This window comes from Staphylococcus edaphicus (genome assembly GCF_002614725.1).
GTDB classification, from domain to species: domain Bacteria; phylum Bacillota; class Bacilli; order Staphylococcales; family Staphylococcaceae; genus Staphylococcus; species Staphylococcus edaphicus.
Genome location: NZ_MRZN01000011.1, coordinates 38,009 through 57,524, shown reverse-complemented (window position 1 = coordinate 57,524; position 19,516 = coordinate 38,009). Strand labels below are relative to the sequence as shown.

General features: G+C 33.0%; 19 protein-coding genes. 4 read left to right on the top strand and 15 right to left on the bottom strand.

Annotated features, from left to right (window positions below):
• Positions 1-105: 105 nt before the first annotated feature.
• The 5 genes from vraR to map form a co-directional block, all read right to left on the bottom strand.
• The gene (gene vraR / locus BTJ66_RS07950; RefSeq protein ID WP_099090436.1) at positions 106-735 is read right to left on the bottom strand and encodes a response regulator transcription factor VraR; all 630 of its coding nucleotides are present in this window, start codon (positions 733-735) and stop codon (positions 106-108) included.
• Complete coding sequence (gene vraS / locus BTJ66_RS07945) at positions 725-1,768, bottom strand: sensor histidine kinase VraS (RefSeq protein WP_099090435.1); 1,044 nt, start codon at positions 1,766-1,768, stop codon at positions 725-727. The genes vraR and vraS overlap by 11 nt, the downstream gene beginning before the upstream one ends.
• Positions 1,765-2,466, bottom strand: coding sequence for a cell wall-active antibiotics response protein VraT (gene vraT / locus BTJ66_RS07940; RefSeq protein ID WP_099090434.1), 702 nt, complete (start codon positions 2,464-2,466; stop codon positions 1,765-1,767). Before vraT ends, vraS begins: the two co-directional genes overlap by 4 nt.
• A gap of 16 nt (positions 2,467-2,482) precedes the next feature.
• Positions 2,483-2,869, bottom strand: coding sequence for a hypothetical protein (locus BTJ66_RS07935; RefSeq protein WP_099090433.1), 387 nt, complete (start codon positions 2,867-2,869; stop codon positions 2,483-2,485).
• 103 nt (positions 2,870-2,972) lie between these two features.
• The gene (map, locus tag BTJ66_RS07930; protein ID WP_099090432.1) at positions 2,973-3,725 is read right to left on the bottom strand and encodes a type I methionyl aminopeptidase; all 753 of its coding nucleotides are present in this window, start codon (positions 3,723-3,725) and stop codon (positions 2,973-2,975) included.
• 176 nt (positions 3,726-3,901) lie between these two features.
• Here map and BTJ66_RS07925 point away from each other — a divergent pair, with 176 nt between their 5' ends.
• Complete coding sequence (locus tag BTJ66_RS07925) at positions 3,902-4,888, top strand: FUSC family protein (protein WP_099090431.1); 987 nt, start codon at positions 3,902-3,904, stop codon at positions 4,886-4,888.
• Positions 4,889-4,977: 89 nt separating this feature from the next.
• Here BTJ66_RS07925 and gatD read toward each other — a convergent pair whose 3' ends face one another.
• Positions 4,978-5,697, bottom strand: a complete 720-nt coding sequence (gene gatD / locus BTJ66_RS07920; protein WP_099090430.1) for a lipid II isoglutaminyl synthase subunit GatD — start codon at positions 5,695-5,697, stop codon at positions 4,978-4,980.
• Positions 5,694-7,013 carry a lipid II isoglutaminyl synthase subunit MurT gene (gene murT / locus BTJ66_RS07915; protein ID WP_099090429.1) on the bottom strand — a complete coding sequence of 440 codons (1,320 nt, stop codon included), beginning with the start codon at positions 7,011-7,013 and terminating at the stop codon, positions 5,694-5,696. The genes gatD and murT overlap by 4 nt, the downstream gene beginning before the upstream one ends.
• 169 nt (positions 7,014-7,182) lie before the next feature.
• On the opposite strand from murT, the gene ftnA reads away from it, so the two are divergent.
• Complete coding sequence (gene ftnA / locus BTJ66_RS07910) at positions 7,183-7,686, top strand: H-type ferritin FtnA (RefSeq protein ID WP_099090428.1); 504 nt, start codon at positions 7,183-7,185, stop codon at positions 7,684-7,686.
• A gap of 185 nt (positions 7,687-7,871) precedes the next feature.
• Entirely contained in the window at positions 7,872-8,426 is a 555-nt protein-coding gene (locus BTJ66_RS07905) for a 3'-5' exonuclease (RefSeq protein ID WP_099090427.1), read from the top strand.
• A 67-nt stretch (positions 8,427-8,493) separates the two neighbouring features.
• On the opposite strand, the gene dinB is transcribed toward BTJ66_RS07905, so the two are convergent.
• The 7 genes from dinB to gatC all read right to left on the bottom strand — a co-directional run bounded on the left by dinB (position 8,494) and on the right by gatC (position 16,270).
• A complete protein-coding gene (gene dinB / locus BTJ66_RS07900; RefSeq protein ID WP_099090426.1) occupies positions 8,494-9,564 on the bottom strand; it encodes a DNA polymerase IV in 1,071 nt (356 codons plus the stop codon).
• A gap of 194 nt (positions 9,565-9,758) precedes the next feature.
• Entirely contained in the window at positions 9,759-10,319 is a 561-nt protein-coding gene (locus tag BTJ66_RS07895) for a DUF3267 domain-containing protein (protein WP_099090425.1), read from the bottom strand.
• A gap of 223 nt (positions 10,320-10,542) precedes the next feature.
• Entirely contained in the window at positions 10,543-11,904 is a 1,362-nt protein-coding gene (gene rlmD / locus BTJ66_RS07890) for a 23S rRNA (uracil(1939)-C(5))-methyltransferase RlmD (RefSeq protein ID WP_099090424.1), read from the bottom strand.
• Positions 11,905-11,991: 87 nt separating this feature from the next.
• Positions 11,992-12,909: a diacylglycerol kinase gene (locus tag BTJ66_RS07885; RefSeq protein ID WP_099090423.1), complete on the bottom strand. Its 918-nt coding sequence runs from the start codon at positions 12,907-12,909 to the stop codon at positions 11,992-11,994.
• 159 nt (positions 12,910-13,068) lie between these two features.
• Positions 13,069-14,496, bottom strand: a complete 1,428-nt coding sequence (gatB, locus tag BTJ66_RS07880) for an Asp-tRNA(Asn)/Glu-tRNA(Gln) amidotransferase subunit GatB (RefSeq protein ID WP_099090422.1) — start codon at positions 14,494-14,496, stop codon at positions 13,069-13,071.
• A 12-nt stretch (positions 14,497-14,508) separates the two neighbouring features.
• The gene (gatA, locus tag BTJ66_RS07875; RefSeq protein WP_099090421.1) at positions 14,509-15,966 is read right to left on the bottom strand and encodes an Asp-tRNA(Asn)/Glu-tRNA(Gln) amidotransferase subunit GatA; all 1,458 of its coding nucleotides are present in this window, start codon (positions 15,964-15,966) and stop codon (positions 14,509-14,511) included.
• Position 15,967: 1 nt separating this feature from the next.
• Positions 15,968-16,270 carry an Asp-tRNA(Asn)/Glu-tRNA(Gln) amidotransferase subunit GatC gene (gene gatC, locus BTJ66_RS07870; protein ID WP_002482828.1) on the bottom strand — a complete coding sequence of 101 codons (303 nt, stop codon included), beginning with the start codon at positions 16,268-16,270 and terminating at the stop codon, positions 15,968-15,970.
• Positions 16,271-16,648: 378 nt separating this feature from the next.
• On the opposite strand from gatC, the gene putP reads away from it, so the two are divergent.
• Complete coding sequence (gene putP, locus BTJ66_RS07865; protein ID WP_099090420.1) at positions 16,649-18,184, top strand: sodium/proline symporter PutP; 1,536 nt, start codon at positions 16,649-16,651, stop codon at positions 18,182-18,184.
• A 113-nt stretch (positions 18,185-18,297) separates the two neighbouring features.
• On the opposite strand, the gene BTJ66_RS07860 is transcribed toward putP, so the two are convergent.
• Positions 18,298-19,506: a CamS family sex pheromone protein gene (locus BTJ66_RS07860; RefSeq protein ID WP_099090419.1), complete on the bottom strand. Its 1,209-nt coding sequence runs from the start codon at positions 19,504-19,506 to the stop codon at positions 18,298-18,300.
• Positions 19,507-19,516: the final 10 nt, after the last annotated feature.

The window sequence follows — 19,516 nt, the reverse complement described above, 5'->3', positions numbered from 1 at the left end:
TGGGATGTTTGTAATTTGATTCGTTTTATACAGTATGATAAAAAGCTAAAGCAACCACACGTATTAACTTACGTAATTGTTTTAGCTTTTTCTTATTGTTCAACTTTATTGAATTAAATTATGTTGGAATGCATATATAACGGCTTGGGTTCTGTCTTGAACTTCTAGTTTACTTAAGATGTTACTCACATGCGTTTTAACTGTCTTAATCGTTATATGAGAAGCACTTGCTATCTCTTGGTTTGAGTAACCTTTAGCAATCAACAGCAATATTTCCATTTCTCGCTCTGTTAACATTTCATAAAGTTCCGCACGTTGTTTCATTCTGTTTCTCATTTTAACTAATACTTCTGCTTCAAATACAGACTCATTATTATAGGTCTTACGAATCGCTTCTGCAATATCACTTGCACTTGTTGTTTTTAATATATAGCTATCTACACCCGAATCTAGTGCACGATACACTTCATTATCTTCAATGTAACTAGTCAGCATGACGACTTTAATATGTGGTAAGTCTTTTTTTACTTGTTCTGTAGCTTCGACACCATCCATATCATCCATAAGTAGGTCCATTAAGATTAAGTCTGGTTTTAGTTCATGTGCTTTTTCAATTGCATCTTTGCCGGACTTACCTTCCCCTACAACATCGATATCTGCTTGCGTAGATAAATAACTAGAAATACCTATTCGAACCATTTCATGATCATCAACAAATAATACTTTAATTGGCATATGAATCCTCCTTATTTAATGGTGCCTTAACTTCTATTCTTGTACCTGCATCAGGTAAAGAAACAATATGAAACGTTGCGCCTATTTCGAGTGCACGTTCACGCATATTTTTTAATCCATAACTTTGTTCTACCTTATCATCTACATTAAAACCTTTACCATTATCCTGTATCCGTAATAGCAAATACGCTTCTCTATTAAATAATTCAACAGTGACTTTCGTCCCTTTAGAATGTCGTAAAGTATTCGAAATCGCTTCTTGAGTAATACGAAATAAATGATCTTCTATACCCTTTGGCACTTTAAATTCTTCAATATCATGAACAACTTTCATTGGTACTTTTTTCTGTAAATCAACAACCAAGTCTTTAATACCCTCACCTAATGATTTATCTTTCAAGCCAATAGGTCTTAAGTGTAACAGCAACGCCCTCATCTCTAGTTGTGAATCCTGAATCATTTTTTCTAATACCGGTATTTGTTGGTCTAAGGGAGCTTTTAATTCAGTCTCTTTAATTGCAGATAACATCATACTAGCTGCGAATAGTTGTTGACTAACTGAGTCATGTAATTCACGTGCTAAACGTTGTCGTTCATCTTCTATGATTTTCTTAACTTTAACATCATTGATATTATATGATTCATTTGTTAAGTTTTGCGTCTTCATTCTCAACTTATGTACTTCTTGATTTAAAGGCACTAATGTTTGATATAATTCGATTGTTTCATTATACAATTCAATATTTTGATCATTGATACCTACCGTTTGACCTTCTATTGAACGCTCAATTTGATCTTTTAACCAATGATTTTGCTGATTAATTTTATAAGCTAATACAGAACCTACAATAATACAAAGCAATATCACCATTAAATTTAAAAATAGTAACACCGGTATGCCAAATATTTGAGTATAAAACATACCTTGAAAATACATTATATTTACAAACACTTTATCAATAAAGAATATGGCAAAAAATGTGCTATAAACTAATATCAACATAGACCCTATTGCTCTAAAATAGTGATTCATTTATAAATCACCTCAACATCACCTAAAAATGATGAAACATAAATATTTACAGCATAGTTTTCTTCTTTTGTTTCTTCAACAACTTTTATATTGTTATTTTCGACTTTATAAGATGTTTCATTTACATAAGCATTTCCATATAACGTTGCAAAATGTAATATGATATTGTAGTTCAGTGGGACGATGATCTGTACTTTACCAATGATATGACGGATAACTATGGTGTTGTTTTCTTTAATATTAGCTGCTTTAGACATATCAATATGGATGTCGCCGATTCCATGTTGTATTTGTAAATCTTCCCATTTATAAACATAGATCGGTGAACGTTGTTCGCCAAACCATTTCTGTTTAATAAAGTCTGGTGTTTCTACTACTTCTTCTGTGGCAGTAACTTTTAGTGGTTTGAATTTATAAATAATGTATCTAGCAATCAGTACAATTAAAAATATAAATAATATAATAATGGTGTATTTATTAGATAATAATGTAAAAGCAATTAATAGTGCTCCTATCCAAAACGCTAAGAGACCACGTACTTTATGAAAATAGATATAACCCACATACACTAAAATACAACCAAGTAAAAACACAAGTAAAAAGCCAATTTTTTCAAAGAAAATATAATAAAAATTGGCAATAATCATCAATGCTGTAAATACGATAAGCATCTCTGTGGATATATATTTATGAGTCATGTTTCGCCACCTTTCCTTAAGCGACTAAACTGATACGTTCGATTAAATCACATTCAGTTTCGACATTGGCACGTTCAACTGCTTGATGAGATAAATCGGATTCAATTCTCGCATAGTCTGCTTCCATTTCATTTAATTCACTTTTAATTTTTTCTATTTCAGAATCCTCTATTTCTTGAGCACAATAAATATATGCTTCATCTATCATATCAATATATTTATTTTCAAGTGCAATAGTTAAGTTGTCTATGAGCGTTTCAACATACATTTTTCTTTCAATCAAGTATTTTATATACATTTCAATGCTTCTTAATTTTTTATCTAAATACTGTCTATATTCTATCAAACTTGTATAAAAAGTATTTTTCGTCATTCTGTCTAAATAAGTCGTAATATAATTCATAGAATCACCTCATGATCGATTAGCTTCTATTATAAAAAATTTCCGGAACCATGGGTATAGGCTCCGGAACCATATTATATTAGGACTTTAGACCGAAACACGATTAATCTATTTTAGTCGTTAATACTGGCCCATCTTTAGTCACAATGACTGTATGTTCAATTTGAGCAACAAAACTCTTGTCTTTTGTTTCAAATGCCCATTCATTTTTACCTTCTGTTACAAAAGTAGCTTTTGTAGAAATAAATGGTTCAACCGCAATGACTGTACCTTCTTTTAAAAGTGTTTTATCCTTAGGTTCATAATAATTCATTACGTGGCTTGGTGCTTCATGTAATGATTGACCCACACCGTGTCCAGTTAAATTTTTAATAACTGTAAGGTTATTTTTACGGGCTGTAGCATGGACCGCCTTACCAATTTGGCTTAATTTAGCCCCTGGTTTCACACGTGTCATAGCAGCATCAAATGCTTCTAATGCTACATCACAAACTTTTTGTTTCAACGGATTGTCCGCTTCGCCAACTACAAATGAAATCCCTGTGTCTGCATAATAACCATTTTTCAGGGCAGATACATCAATGTTTACTAAATCACCGTCACGGATGATGCGTTTACCTGGAATACCATGTGCAACTTCTTCATTTACACTGATACATGTTTGACCAGGAAAGTTCTCATCATGAATCGGTGCTGATATCGCACCATGTGCTTCAAATAAATCCTTAGCGATATCATCTAATTCTTTTGTTGTAACACCTGGTTTAGTTGCTGCTTGCATCTTGTCTCTTACTAGCGCACATATATAACCAATGTCTTTTAATGCTGTTAATTCTTCTTCTGTTTTTACAATCATATTATCCCGTTCCTTTTTGTAATTTATATTCCTTCTTATTATAGCAGACTTTTTTTGATATAATAAATTAGAAAATTTTATCAACTATAGTTTAACATTTCAAAGAAATTAATAACACGGCTCTCTATTAATTTGCGCAGGTTATTTCACTATACATATCACTAGGAGTTTTTTAAATGAATGAACATTGGTACAAAAGAATTATCGGTGCACGTACAATCAAAACAGGATTAGCCACATTTCTGACAGCGTTGTTTTGCTTAGCTTTAAACTTGAATCCAATATTCGCAATATTAACAGCAATCGTGACCATTGAACCTACAGCTAAAGCTTCATTAAAAAAGGGCTATAGACGTCTTCCAGCTACAATTATCGGTGCGTTATTTGCAGTTATATTCACTTTCATCTTTGGAGATCAGTCTCCTTTTGCATATGCATTTAGTGCAACGTTTACAATTATTTTATGCACAAAACTTAATTTGCAAGTTGGTACAACAGTCGCAACGTTAACCGCTATGGCAATGATACCTGGTATCCATGAAGCTTATTTCTTTAATTTCTTTTCAAGATTATTGACTGCTATCATCGGTCTCGTAACAGCTGGTTTAGTCAACTTTATTATTTTGCCACCCAAATACTATGACCAAGTCGAGCATACAATCAATATGACTGAATCAAAAATGTATGAACTGTTTGAGTTACGTATGCGTCAACTATTACTTGGAAAATTTACAAAGGGTGCACCTTATCGTCAATTAAACCATTTAATCGATTTAAATCAAAAAGTTGAAACATTATTGTCATATCAAAAAGACGAACTAAGTTATCATAAACATCATGATTCAGAATGGATTCAACTTAAAGCACTCACAACACGCGCACACACGAACCGATTATTTATTACACATTTATCTAACCTAGTATATTTACCAAGGGATACGAATATTATATTTACAAATAATGAAAAACTGGCAATCTTAAGCATTGCACTAAGCATCAACCATATTTATTCTACGGGTCACTTTGAACGTAAACAACAACATGCATCATTATTGAAAATGTCTGTGAAAGGATTAGATGAATTTGATGAGAATCAATTAAAAAGTCATATCATTTATGAAATCCTCTTAATTTATCGTATATTGGATCATCGTTTTGCGTAAATCCAACTATTATTACAGATAAAAAAGCACTCTCGTAAAAGTAAGTTACTTAAGTGACTATTTACGAGAGTGCTTTTTTGTATCGTATTTTACTTTTTAGTTACTCGGTTAACGATGACTTGTTTTGCTGCTTCTTCTTCAGTATTATCCACTTGTTTAGGTTCAAATATAATTCCCTTACGTTCACATGCTTTTTCTAACAAATAATCAGTAATTTCATGATTTTTAGGTAGTATTGGACCATGTAAATACGTTCCAAGTAAGTTTTTATAATGAATACCTTCCTTTGCATCATCATCATTATTACCAAAACCGTGGGTAACATGTCCTAAAGTCCCGAAATTATGATACGTACGCCCACCATGATTTTCAAAACCTACAATAGTTCCAAACGTGTCACTTTCAATCACAATATCTCCAGTTAAACGATCTGTTTGTGATTTAGTATAAAAGTCTAAAATATTTAAACCTGCTAATTCCGTACCATCAGGTGTAATATATTGACTACCTAAGAATTGATATCCGCCACATATTGTTAATCCAGGCATACCATCCTCTATTGCCTCTTTCAAAGTTGTTTTTATCTTACTTAATTCTTTAGTGGCTAAAGCTTGTTCTCTATCACTACCACCACCAATAAAAAAGATATCACAATGATCTAACGTAACATTTTCAGTTTCGTTGACATCTATGACATTCAATTTAATATTTCTTAGTTTAGCGCGCTGCCTCAATGCAATGATATTACCAATATCGCTATAGAGATTTAATTTATCCGGCATAAAATGATAAACAGTTAATTCGTTCATTTCGCTTTGGCCTCCTCAAAAGAGTGGTTTAATTGTTCTAACATAGGAGCGAGCGAAGTATAATTTGGAATTGCTACAGTAAAGCTTTCTTTATACTCCATGGATTTAGCTGTTGCTTTATATATATCACGCTCTAACAAAACCGGCACGGTAATACCTGCCAATTTCAACCTTAACTGAAGTTCTTCTGCTCTTGTTCCTGTGACAATGATTGCCTCAATCTGCTGTCTAGTTAATTTTTCAAAATCCGCATCATATATCCATGACGTATCTCTACCATCTGCTGCATTATCATTTAAACTCATAAGATAAACTTTGCTGCCACTTAATTGTTCACCCACTGAGAGGCTTGCATTCATACCTGCAGGATTTTTTGCTAAATTTATCATGGCTTCCTTACTATCTTTTTTAAAGTATTGCATACGTCCATTATCAGATGTATAGGTTTCAAATCCTTTTCTAATTTTCTCATCATTCAAACCCAATTCTTTTAATACAGAATATGCAGCAATCGCATTATATGCATTAAAGTCACCAGCAATTTTCATATTAAAAGTAGTTGAGCCAATATCTAGATTAATAAATGGCGTTAACGTAAATGAAGTTACTTCATATCTTGTATTCTCACGTTTAAACCCACATTCACAATGATAATGACCTATTTGGTTATATTGAATATAATCATAATGGAGCAGACGACCACAATTTGGACAATAACGGCTTTCATTCATAGTACTTTGCTCAAACTCATGTGCATGTGCTTTCATCCCATAATAAACGACTGAATCGCTAGCAATTTTCAGTCTACTCACAAAAGGATCATCTGCATTCAATAATAACTTAATCCCCTTATTATTTATCGCATTAGCAATGTTATTAACCATAATATCTATCTCACCAAAACGGTCCATTTGGTCTCGGAAGAAATTCGTAACTACCATCATGGTTGGTGTTACTTCATTAAGTACTCTCGGAATAGATCCCTCATCGATTTCAATGACTGCGATTTTTGTATTGTTATTGTTTTGCAAAATGAAAGCAGATGTAATACCTGCAGCCATATTTGCACCTTCATTATTATGTATGATTTCTATATCATTTACTTTTAATGTATGACCAACTAGATTTGAAGTAGTTGTTTTCCCATTTGTACCACTTATAAATACAATCTCATCTACTTGCGATGCTAATTTTCTCAATATATTTTTATCCACTTTTCTAGCTACTTGGCCTGGTAAGTCTGTACCTTTCTTACCAGCAGCTTTACTTGCTTGTCTTGCCAATTTTGCTAAGTGGGTTGCAGTCCAATGTCTCATTTAGATCCTCCTCTACTATATCACTCAAATATTATAACATGATTATGTTGTATTCCAAACAATTCTCAATTCGAATTTAACAAGTCTTTTTCAATGTAAATAGCCTATAATTTACTACTAAGTTTAGTTTTGATATAATAAACAAAAAGATACAGGAGGCTATTTTCTTATGTTAAACAAAGAATTACTAAATGCTTTAAATGAACAAATGAATCATGAATATTATGCTGCTCACGCATACATGGCGATGGCTGCTTATTGTGATGACAATTCTTACGAAGGATTTGCTAACTTTTATATTCAACAAGCAAAAGAAGAAAGATTTCACGGCAAAAAAATATATGATTATATTAATGATCGCGGTGAGCATGCTTTATTCAAAACAATCCCTGCTCCTAAAACAGAATTCAATAGCATTTTAGAAACTTTTAAAGACGGTTTAGCACAAGAACAAGACGTTACACGTAGATTCTATAATCTATCAGATTTAGCTAATAAAGATAAAGATTACGCAACTATTTCATTTTTAAATTGGTTCTTAGATGAACAAGTTGAGGAAGAAGCTATGTTTGATACGCATATTGATTACTTAAATCGCATTGGTGACGATAGCAATACACTGTATCTGTACGAAAAAGAATTAGCTGCGCGTTCATTTGATGAAACTGAATAATTAATCTGTATCCTACTAGAATTTTATAGTTGAACAGCTTGTATGAAAAAACTCACACCATCAATGATGATGGTGTGAGTTTTTTGCTATATTTTATTACCTAAATTTAATTTTATAAACTTGACTCGTTTTGATTTATTCTATAAAGTCATTACATATTCAATTATAGAAAGGAACCTTGCTTCATGAATCACGATGCATTTATAGCTTTAGATTTTGAAACTGCAAATGGTAAACGGACAAGCATATGTTCTGTCGGTATGGTTAAAGTGGTGAATCATCAAATTACAGAATCTTTCTATACACTCGTTAATCCCAATGATTATTTCTCTCAACAAAATATCGCTGTCCACGGTATTCATCCTGATGAAGTAGCAGAAGCCCCTACATTTCAAACAGTTTTCCCTTACATGATGCAATTTATAGGTAACTTACCTGTTGTTGCACATAATGCAGCATTTGATATGAGCGTGTTGCACGAGAGTATCAAAGCCTTTGGTTTTGATACTCCAGATATGACTTATTTTTGCTCATTACAACTTGCAAAAAGGACAGTAAATCATCACCGATATGGTTTAAATTATATGATGCAATATTATAATTTAGATTTCCATGGACATCACGACGCACTAAATGATGCAAAAGCATGTGCTATGATAACATTCCGTCTTTTAAAGCATTATAATGATTTAACTAGTATGCTGAATATTTATGGCAAAGCTTTAAAAGATAAAGACTAAGTACAGTGAACTTAATTAAAATATAAATAAAATATGTTCAGGAATGATAAACAATCATTTATCAAAATTAAATATAATCATATATCGTCATATTTTCATACGTAGATTTTTCGAGGTTCCCCACTGTCACACCTACAAGTCGAATAGGTATTTCTGGATCTTTTAATTCTGTATATAAACTATAAGCATTATTGTATATATCAGTTTCTGAACGAATCGGGTCTCTTAAGCTGCGTTGCTTTGATAATGATTCAAATTTAAATGTCTTAATTTTAACCGTTACGGTTTTACCTGACTTTTGTAACTTTGCCAGCCTCTCTGCAGTTTTATTACTTAATTCCCAAATTTTTTGTAATATTGCTTCGTCATCATTCATATCTGTAGCAAATGTACGTTCTGTACCAACAGACTTTCTAATTCTAGTTGGCTTTACCGGATTATAATCTATTCCTCGTGCCTTATTGTATAGACCATGCCCACGTTTTCCAAACAATCTAATAAGTTCTCGTTCACTTTGATTATATAAATCCTGACCATTAAATATACCTTCTTGATGCATTTTTTGTTTTGATGCTTTACCTATGCCAGGAAAATCTCCAATATCTAATTCCATTAAAATATTGTGCACATTTTTATAATCAATGACAGTTAGGCCATTTGGCTTATTCATGCCACTTGCTAATTTAGCTAAAAATTTGTTATAAGAAACACCTGCTGATGAGGTTAGCATCGTTGCTTCATAAATGTCTCTTCTGATATATTGTGCAATTCGAGAGGCAGGTAAATCTGATCTAACAAGATGCGTAATATCCAAGTATGCTTCATCCAATGATAGTGGTTCTACCACATCTGTATAGCTCTTAAATATTTTCATTATCTTTTCTGATGCAGCTTTATAAGCTTCGAATCTTGGCGTAACGTAGTAACCGTTAGGACATAGTTTATGCGCTTGAGCTGTGGGCATCGCAGAATGCACACCATATTTTCTCGCCTCATACGATGCAGTGGATACAACACCTCTGCCACTTGCTTTTCCACCAACAATGACCGGCTTTCCTTTTAATTTAGGATTATCTCTCATTTCTACTTGTGCGAAAAAGTAGTCCATATCTATATGAACAATTCTTCTTTCTGACAATGCCCTCACCTCCTTTAAAAAACAACTTTTATTTTTAATTGCGTTGCTCTTATCTTACATTTTAGATAGTTATTTTTCTTATAATTTGCTCAATAAAAAAGACCAGTACCTATGCGCATAGAATAATTTGAATGTATTGTCCAAATTATCTCTTGCTCAAAAGTAGCTGATCCTTACCAAGGTTATAGTTGTACTTATGATTTAATTTCTGCTTGAAATTCGTGAACAGGGGCTGGCGCTTTCGTGTAATATTTGATACCTTCATCCGTATCTTCAATGAGTTGGACGTGCTTATTAAACACACCTGTAAGAAAATACATATCCATTACACAATATCCTAGGTGAAAACATGCAATAAAAATAATAGATGAATAAGCAAAAAATGAAAATACAATTAATAATACACTTGTGATGATCACTAACGGGGCTAACATAATGGTGATGTATTGCCATTTTTTAAAATAAACATTTGGCATATGAGTCGTAATTAAACCTCTTTTAATACGATACTCAGGCTTATTACCTTTCGCCATTACTCGGAACATAATATTATGAATAAATTCGTGTAAGAAATACACAACGGCAAAACCAATTAGACCAAATATCATATTAAAAACGATGTTCTGTTCTATAATATGAGTCAATGAATATGCTAATTTGTAAGCTATCAAGATGCTAATCATCACAATTGTAAATTGAAATAAAATAAATCCCTCAACTGCTTTCTTATGAGAAAACAAATCAATTTTAAACATTAGTCGCCCTCCACGTCAGTTGTTATTACCTAGAGTATACAACGATTATCTACACTATTAAAGGGGTTTAAACGAAAGTTAGTTGCTTGTAACTGAATTTTAACAAACTTACTCATTTTGCAATAATCTGCAATAATTAACAAACAAATTTTTAAATCATTTTACACAAGCTACATATTGTAAGACATATGCCTTTAAAAGTTGCAGTCACTCCTAAAATGAATTACAAGCGTTCAAATTGTGCTACTGTTTCAACATGTGTGGTATGTGGAAACATATCTACAGGTGTAATTTGAGTTAATTGATATTGTTGTGCTAATAACTGTGCATCACGCTGTTGCGTTGATGGATTACATGATATGTACACAATTCTCTGAGGATTCAATTCTAGTAACGTCTTCAAAAATGTTTCGTCACAGCCCTTTCTAGGCGGATCAACCATTACAACATCTGGTCTTATTCCTTCTGCTTTCCATTTTAAGATAACTTCTTCAGCCTTACCACAGACAAAAGTAGTATTTTTGAATTGGTTTATAGTCGCATTCTGTTGTGCATCAGTAATAGCTTCTGGCACAACTTCTACACCATAGACATGTTTTGCTTTGGGCGCCATATATAGGCCAATTGTGCCAATACCACAATACGTATCCAACACAGTTTCTTCTCCTTGTAATTCTGCATAGTCAATCGCACGTTGATATAATTTTTCAGTTTGAATCGAATTAATTTGGTAAAATGATTGATCATTAATTTTAAAAGTTACATCAGATAACATATCAATGATCTCGTCTTTACCATATAGTGTGTAAGATTTCTGCCCCATAATGACATTCGAATGTGTGTCATTGATATTCTGTTTAATACTTACAATATCAGGAAAATGTTGGCGTAATCGCTCTGTTAAGATATCAGCTTGTTTAAATTTCGTACCATTTGTTACAAGAATAACCATCAGCTCTCTAGAATGGTGACCTGTTCTTATGACGACGTGACGCATCATACCTTGTTTCTTACGTTCATTGTAAACACTAATATTTAATTCATTAAACCACGCTTTTAATTTATTTATTACTTCTTGATGTATCTGATCTTGTATCAAACATTCATCCATATCAATAATGTCATGGCTACGTTGACGATAGAAACCAGTTATAACTTTATTTTCATTATTTTTTCCAACTGGAATTTGAGATTTATTTCTGTAATACCAAGGATCATCCATGCCTATCGTGTCATGAATGAGTGTATCTTTAAATCCTGCTTTACGTTTAAATAAGTTAACAACTTGCTCTTTTTTCATATTTAGTTGCGCTTGGTATGTCATGTGCTGCAACTGACATCCCCCACATTTATAATAATATACACATGGCGGTTCGATACGGTCATTACTCTTTTCTTTTATTTCAATAAGTTTGCCAATAGCAAAATTCTTTTTAACCTTGATTACTTTAAATGTTATTAGTTCATCAATTAACGCATTGGGTACAAAAATTGGATATCGATCAAATTTCACCACACCATGACCTTCATGAGTTAAGTCTATAACTTTTCCTTCAATTAATTCGTTTTTTTGAATTGCATTCATTTTTTCACCCCATATTAAAAGAGGTTAGGATTTATGTTGACTGACCTAACCTCTCGTAGTTTAATCTGTTTCAAAAATTCTTCTCTATTATTGTTCTATAATTTCTTCATTTTTAACATCACTTGGTGTGAAAACTTCGATATGTTGTTTCAAGTTCAAGAAATTACCTGGTAGTTTACCACCGTATTCACCATCTACATTTAATTGCATGTCTGTAAACGATGAGATACTGATCGATTGAGCTTTTTTATAATGAACTTTCGGATGCTTTGTATGTTCACCTCTGGATGCTAAAGTCATAATGTGTCCTAATTCAGCTAGATTAGCTTTTTCAACGATAATTAAGGTGAAATAACCATCATCTAATTTAGCATCAGGCACTAACTTTTCAAAACCTGCCATCGAGTTCGTAAGTCCGAGTAGGAATAACATCGCTTCTCCCTGAAATACTTCATCATCGTATTCAATACGAATATCTACTGCTTTCATCTGAGGTAGCATTTCAAAGCCTTTGATATAATATGCAAATGGTCCAACGATGGACTTTAATTTACTCGGCGTTTCGTATGACACTTGCGTCAGCTGTCCACCCGCAGCTAAATTAATAAAATAACGACTGTTCATCTTGCCGATATCTACGCGAGTTAAATGACCTTCTACAATGACATCTATCGCACTCATAATATCTGAAGGTAAATGTAGTGCACGGCCAAAATCATTCACAGTGCCCATTGGTATAATACCTATACTCGGTCTATTGGGCTTTTCAGCAATACCATTAATGACTTCATTAAGTGTACCATCCCCACCAGCAGCAATGAGCACATCGTAATTTTGCTCTAAACTACGTGTGGCTTCGGTAGTTGCGTCTCCAACTTTTTCTGTGGCATATGCACTTGTTTCAAATCCAGCTTTTTCTAATTTTATTAAAACATCTGGTAATGTACGTTTAAATAATTCCTTACCAGATGTTGGATTATAAATGATTCTTGCTCTTTTTCTCATAATTTATCCCTCGACTTCTTATACTCATTACCTATATTATATGATTTGCATAGATGTTAAAAGTATTTTAGATTAAATTACAAAGAAAATATTTATTGTTCATAGCAATTAAAAGACCCCGTAGAATGATTTTATCTACAGGGTCTTTCGCATTTTAATTTATCGCTTATCTAGTTCTTGTTTCAATAGTTGATTGACTAATTGTGGATTAGCTTGACCTTTTGAAGCTTTCATAATTTGTCCAACTAAGAAGCCCATCGCTTTGCCTTTACCATTTTTATAATCTTCAATAGATTGTTCATTATTATCTAATGCTTCATTTACAAATTTAAGGAGCGTTGCTTCGTCAGATATCTGTACTAAGCCTTTATCTTCCATAATTTGTTTGGCATCCCCACCATTTTCAGCAAGTTCTGGGAATACCTTTTTAGCTATTTTACTACTCATTGTACCGTCTTCTATTAATTTAATCATACCCGCTAAATTTTCTGGTGTTAACTTAGTATCTAATAAATCAACTTGATTTTTATTTAAATATTCATTCACACCACCCATTAACCAGTTTGATGTCAACTTAACATCTGCACCTTCAGCAACAGCGCCTTCAAAGAAATCAGACATTTCTTTTGTAAGTGTCAATACATGTGCATCATAAGCAGGTAAACCATATTTATTCACATATTTTTCTTTTCTTTCATCAGGTAATTCTGGAATTGTTTGACGAACGCGTTCTTTCCATGCTTCGTCTACATATAAAGGAACGATATCTGGTTCTGGGAAATAACGGTAATCGTCAGATCCTTCTTTAATACGCATTAATAACGTCTTACCATTTGATTCGTCAAATCTACGCGTTTCTTGTAAGATTTCGCCACCATTTAATAACTCTTCTTCTTGGCGTTTTTCCTCATATTCAAGCCCTTTACGAACATACGTAAATGAGTTTAAGTTTTTAAGTTCTGCTTTAGTGCCAAATGCTTCTTGGCCATATGGGCGTAATGAAATATTGGCATCACAACGTAATGAACCCTCTTCCATCTTACAATCAGAAACACCTGTATATTGAATAATTGAACGTAGTTTTTCTAAATATGCATACGCTTCTTGAGGAGAACGAATATCTGGCTCAGACACAATTTCAATTAATGGTGTACCTTGTCTATTTAAATCAACTAAAGAATAACCATCTTTATGTGTAGATTTACCAGCATCTTCTTCCATGTGTAAACGCGTAATACCGATACGTTTTGTTTCACCATCAACTTCTATATCTATATAACCATTCTCACCAATAGGTTGATCAAATTGAGAGATTTGGTAAGCTTTCGGATTATCTGGATAAAAATAGTTTTTACGATCAAATTTAGATTCCGTAGCAATGTCCATATTTAATGCCATCGATGCTCTCATAGCCCAATCAACAGCACGTCTATTTACAACTGGCAATACACCTGGATATGCCAAATCAATAACGTTTGTGTTTGAGTTTGGTTTTGCTCCAAAATGTGCTGGTGCTGGAGAAAACATTTTAGAATCTGTTTTTAACTCAACGTGGACCTCTAGTCCGATAACTGTTTCAAAATGCATGATTTCCACTCCTTATAGTTTTTCGTATTCATTATGAAAATTAAATTTTGTTTCATATTGGTAAGCGACACGATACAACGTTTTTTCATCGAATGGTTTGCCTATAAATTGTAATCCAATTGGACGCCCATTTGATTGTCCACAAGGAACAGAAATACCTGGTAAACCAGCTAAGTTAACTGGCGTTGTTAATAAGTCATTCGCATACATAGTAAGTGGATCATCTATTTCTTCGCCTAAATTAAATGCTGTTGTAGGTGTTGTTGGACCAACCACAACATCATAATTTTCAAAAATTCGATTGAAATCATCTTTAATTAACGTTCTAACTTTTTGTGATTTTTTATAAAATGCGTCATAATACCCTGAACTTAATGCAAACGTTCCTAAGAAGATACGGCGTTTAACTTCTTCACCAAAGCCTTGACTTCTCGACATTTTATATAATTCTTCCAATGAATTGGCTTCTGGAGAATGATAACCATATCTTATGCCATCAAAACGAGACAAGTTAGATGATGCTTCAGAAGATGCGATGACATAATAAGACGGGATTCCGTACTTAGTATTCGGTAACGATACTTCTTCTACTGTCGCGCCAAGACTTCTCAACGTTTCAACTGCTTCTTTAACAGATGCTTTTACTTCGTCGGAAACACCTTCACCTAAGTATTCAGTTGGTAAGGCAATTTTTAATCCTTGAATATCTTTACCTATTTCTGAAGTATAGTCAGCTTCTTCAACTGGCGCACTAGTTGAATCATTTTCATCTAATCCAGTAATTGCCTCTAACACTAATGCATTATCCTTAACGGTACGTGTTAATGGTCCGATTTGATCCAATGACGACGCAAAGGCAACTAGACCGAAACGTGATACACGACCGTATGTTGGTTTCAGTCCAACGATACCGCAATATGCTGCTGGTTGACGAATTGAGCCACCAGTATCAGAACCTAAACTAAATGGTACCAATCCAGCTGCTACTGCAGCAGCGGAACCACCTGAAGAGCCACCTGGAACAGCAGTATGGTCAAAAGGATTTACTGTCTTTTTGAAATATGAAGTTTCAGTAGAACCACCCATTGCAAATTCATCCATATTTAATTTACCGATAAGTACCGCTTGTTCACTGTGTAATTTATTCATCACAGTAGATTCATAAATTGGCACAAAGCCTTCTAACATTTTACTAGCGCATGTTGTTTCAACGCCTTCAGTAATGATGTTATCTTTTATCCCCATTGGAATACCAAATAATTTCCCTTCCATTTGGTCCTTAGCTTGTAATTCATCTAATGCTTGTGCTTTTTTAATCGCATTTTCTTTATCTAATGCAAGAAATGATTTGATAGTTGGGTCAGTTTCTTCTATAGCATCATAAATATCACTTACAACCTTTGATGGTGTAATTTCCTTATTTTTTATTAAGTTGATCAAATTCTCAACAGATTCATAACGGATGGTCATCTTAAGCGTCCTCCTCATTCATGATAGATGGTACTTTAAATTGCCCATCTTCCGTTTCTTTAGCATTTTTTAATGCAAGCTCTTGAGGAATGCCCTCGATTGCTTTATCTTCACGTAATACATTTTGTAAATCTAATACATGATATGTTGGTTCAATTTCACTCGTATCCGCTGTATCTATTTGATTAGCAAAATTTAAAATACTTTCCAATGTGTTTTGCATTTCAGTCGTTTCATCTTCAGTAATTTGAAGTCTTGCTAAATTTGCTATATGTTCAACTTCTTCTCGTGTAACTTTAGCCATTAAATAAAAGCCTCCTTTTTACTCATTCATTACAAAATTGTACCAAAATTCCGTTGAAAAATCTAAGTTTTTCAACAATAACAGTAAATTAAAGCATTTATTTTTACTTATTATTATATTTAGTTAGTCATATGTCTATGTGGACGAATTTGTTTCTATATGTAAATCATGTGAGATATATTTCACCACTGTATAATAAATCATTATATCTTATATAAAGTGTAATAATAAACTTCGTTATTGTAAGCGTTTAATTAACTGTTACAAAAAGCTATTTTTACCATTTTACTAAAATAATACTATTCTATTTATAAATTTCATTGTATAATAATTCAAGTAGTACAATTTAATTGTTTGAAACAAAGGGAGATGATGACCATGCTGACATTAGGTACTTCGTTAGCCAATCAAGTTCATGCAAGTTGGCAAACATATATTATGATTGTAATATATTTTATTATATTACTAATTATTGGTTACTATGGATACAAGCAGTCCACAGGTAATTTAAGCGAGTTTATGCTTGGAGGCAGAAGTATCGGGCCTTATGTTACTGCGCTTTCAGCAGGCGCATCAGATATGAGTGGTTGGATGATTATGGGATTACCTGGTTCTGTTTACAGTACTGGATTATCTGCAATGTGGATTACAATTGGTTTGTCTTTAGGAGCCTATGTAAACTATTTTGTAGTAGCACCTCGTTTACGCGTGTATACAGAATTGGCAGGTGATGCAATTACATTACCTGACTTCTTTAAAAACAGATTAAATGATCGTAATAATTACATAAAAATTATTTCAGGATTAATTATTGTTGTCTTTTTCACACTATACACACATTCAGGTTTCGTATCTGGTGGTAAATTATTCGAAAGTGCCTTTGGTTTAAATTATCATTGGGGATTAATTATCGTTGCAGCAATTGTCATATTCTACACATTTTTCGGTGGTTATCTCGCGGTTTCTATTACCGACTTTTTCCAGGGTGTTATCATGTTAATTGCAATGGTAATGGTACCAATCGTCGCACTTATTGAATTAAATGGACTTGATACATTTAGACAAGTAGCAGAGATGAAACCTACAAATATGAATTTATTTAAGGGGACAACTGTTTTAGGTATTATCTCGCTATTTGCCTGGGGGTTAGGCTATTTTGGTCAACCACATATTATTGTTAGGTTTATGTCTATAAAGTCACACAAATTATTACCAAAAGCTCGTAGATTGGGTATTAGTTGGATGGTTATTGGTTTATTAGGTGCAGTTGCAGTTGGTTTAACAGGAATTGCATTTATTTCTGAACGCAACATTAAATTGGAAGACCCTGAAACTTTATTTATCGTCATGAGTCAAATTCTGTTTCACCCACTTGTTGGAGGATTTTTATTAGCAGCCATTTTAGCAGCCATCATGAGTACAATTTCTTCACAATTATTAGTAACATCAAGTTCACTAACTGAAGATTTCTATAAACTCGTTCGTGGTGAAGATAAAGCTAAAGAGCATGAAAAAGAATTTGTCATGGTTGGGCGTTTATCTGTATTATTAGTTGCCATTATCGCTATTTGGATTGCTTGGACTCCTAACGATACCATACTTAATTTAGTTGGTAATGCTTGGGCAGGATTCGGTGCAGCGTTTAGTCCATTAGTTATCTTTTCACTTTATTGGAAGGGGCTGTCACGTACTGGCGCATTAGCAGGAATGATGACCGGGGCATTCGTTGTTATTGTTTGGATTGTTTGGGTTAAACCCCTAGCTTCAATAAATGAAGTATTTGGAATGTACGAAATTATCCCTGGTTTCTTGGCTAGTGTGATAGTTACTTATGTTGTTAGTCTATACACTAAGAAACCTGGTTCGTTTGTAACACATGATCTTGAAAAAGTGAAACAGACCGTAAGAGAATAAACTTATTATATAGTAATTGTGATTTATATCCTATTACTTTCGAAATACAAAATAACGCCGTACAACTGTCACATATGATGACGTGGTTGTACGGCGTTATTTTATACTTAATACTAATTATTATTTTTATAGATATGAACTTGTGGTTCCTTATCATCTTTTGTCTTACTTATCAGTGCTTTGGGATTATTACCATCTTTAATGTGAATTTCGTATTCATCGATACCATCAAAATATTTCTCTGCTTGTTCTGTTACATATTGCGTGATACCGATTGTTTCAGCTTTACCATAGTAATCTATAGGTAAATCGACAGATAACTGTTGTGCTTTTTTATTATCAAATTTAACTGTACCTACTGCTTGTGTAAAATTATTAAAATAGGTTTGTAAGTTATCATTAAATTGTTTGAAATCGGAATTTAAGCTTTCATCAAGTTCTCCTGCTTCTTCAGATGGAAGCAATGCCGTTTGTTGATTGATATCTGTCCAATCATTTATACGTGTCTTTCCATCTTCGACTGTTGTACCAGCAATAAACTCACCAGGAACAATTGAATTTTCACCAGTTTGCTTATAAATTGCAAAATGTATCGGAATTTCTTTCAAGTCTTTATTTTCTCGAATTCTTGAAAGTAATTCTTCTGCCATTTGTTTCCCTTGCTTTTCAATTTCTTTATCATCTAAATCTTTACTGTACGTTTCACCATCTTTTTCTTTTTGATAATAATATGTACTATTCATAGCTAAGCCTAACGTCATGCCTTTTATCTTTTTACCTTTTGTATCTCCACTCGCATAAAAATCTTGTTCTAATATATTAGATAAGTATGCAGGTGATTGTTCAGCAATTTTTTCAGGATCTGTTTCTCCTTTATGAGATGGGTTTAGACCTAAATTTTCATTGGCTTTTTTCTCTTTCCGTTCGCTTTCATCCATTTTGTTAACTTCATCTTTTGTATATTTTGGATTTAAAAACGCATTAATTGTATCTTTATCTAAATATTGACCGTCTTGATATAAATAATCATCTGTTGGAAACACACTTTTGCTTAAATCTAATAAGCCATTTTCAAAATCTTCGCCATTGTAACTATTGGCCATATTGTCTTGCAATAGCCCTCGTGCTTGGCTTTCTTTAAATGGTAATATTGTTCTATAGTTATTCCCTTGAACATTTTTGTCCGTTGCAATTTCTTTTACAGAGCCTGATTCGTTTTGTTGTTCTTTTTCATTAGCTTGATCTTTTGATTTTTCATCATTATTTCCACAAGCTGATAATATTAAAATTGCTGAGATGAATAGTATAATCGTTCGTTTCATGCATTATCTC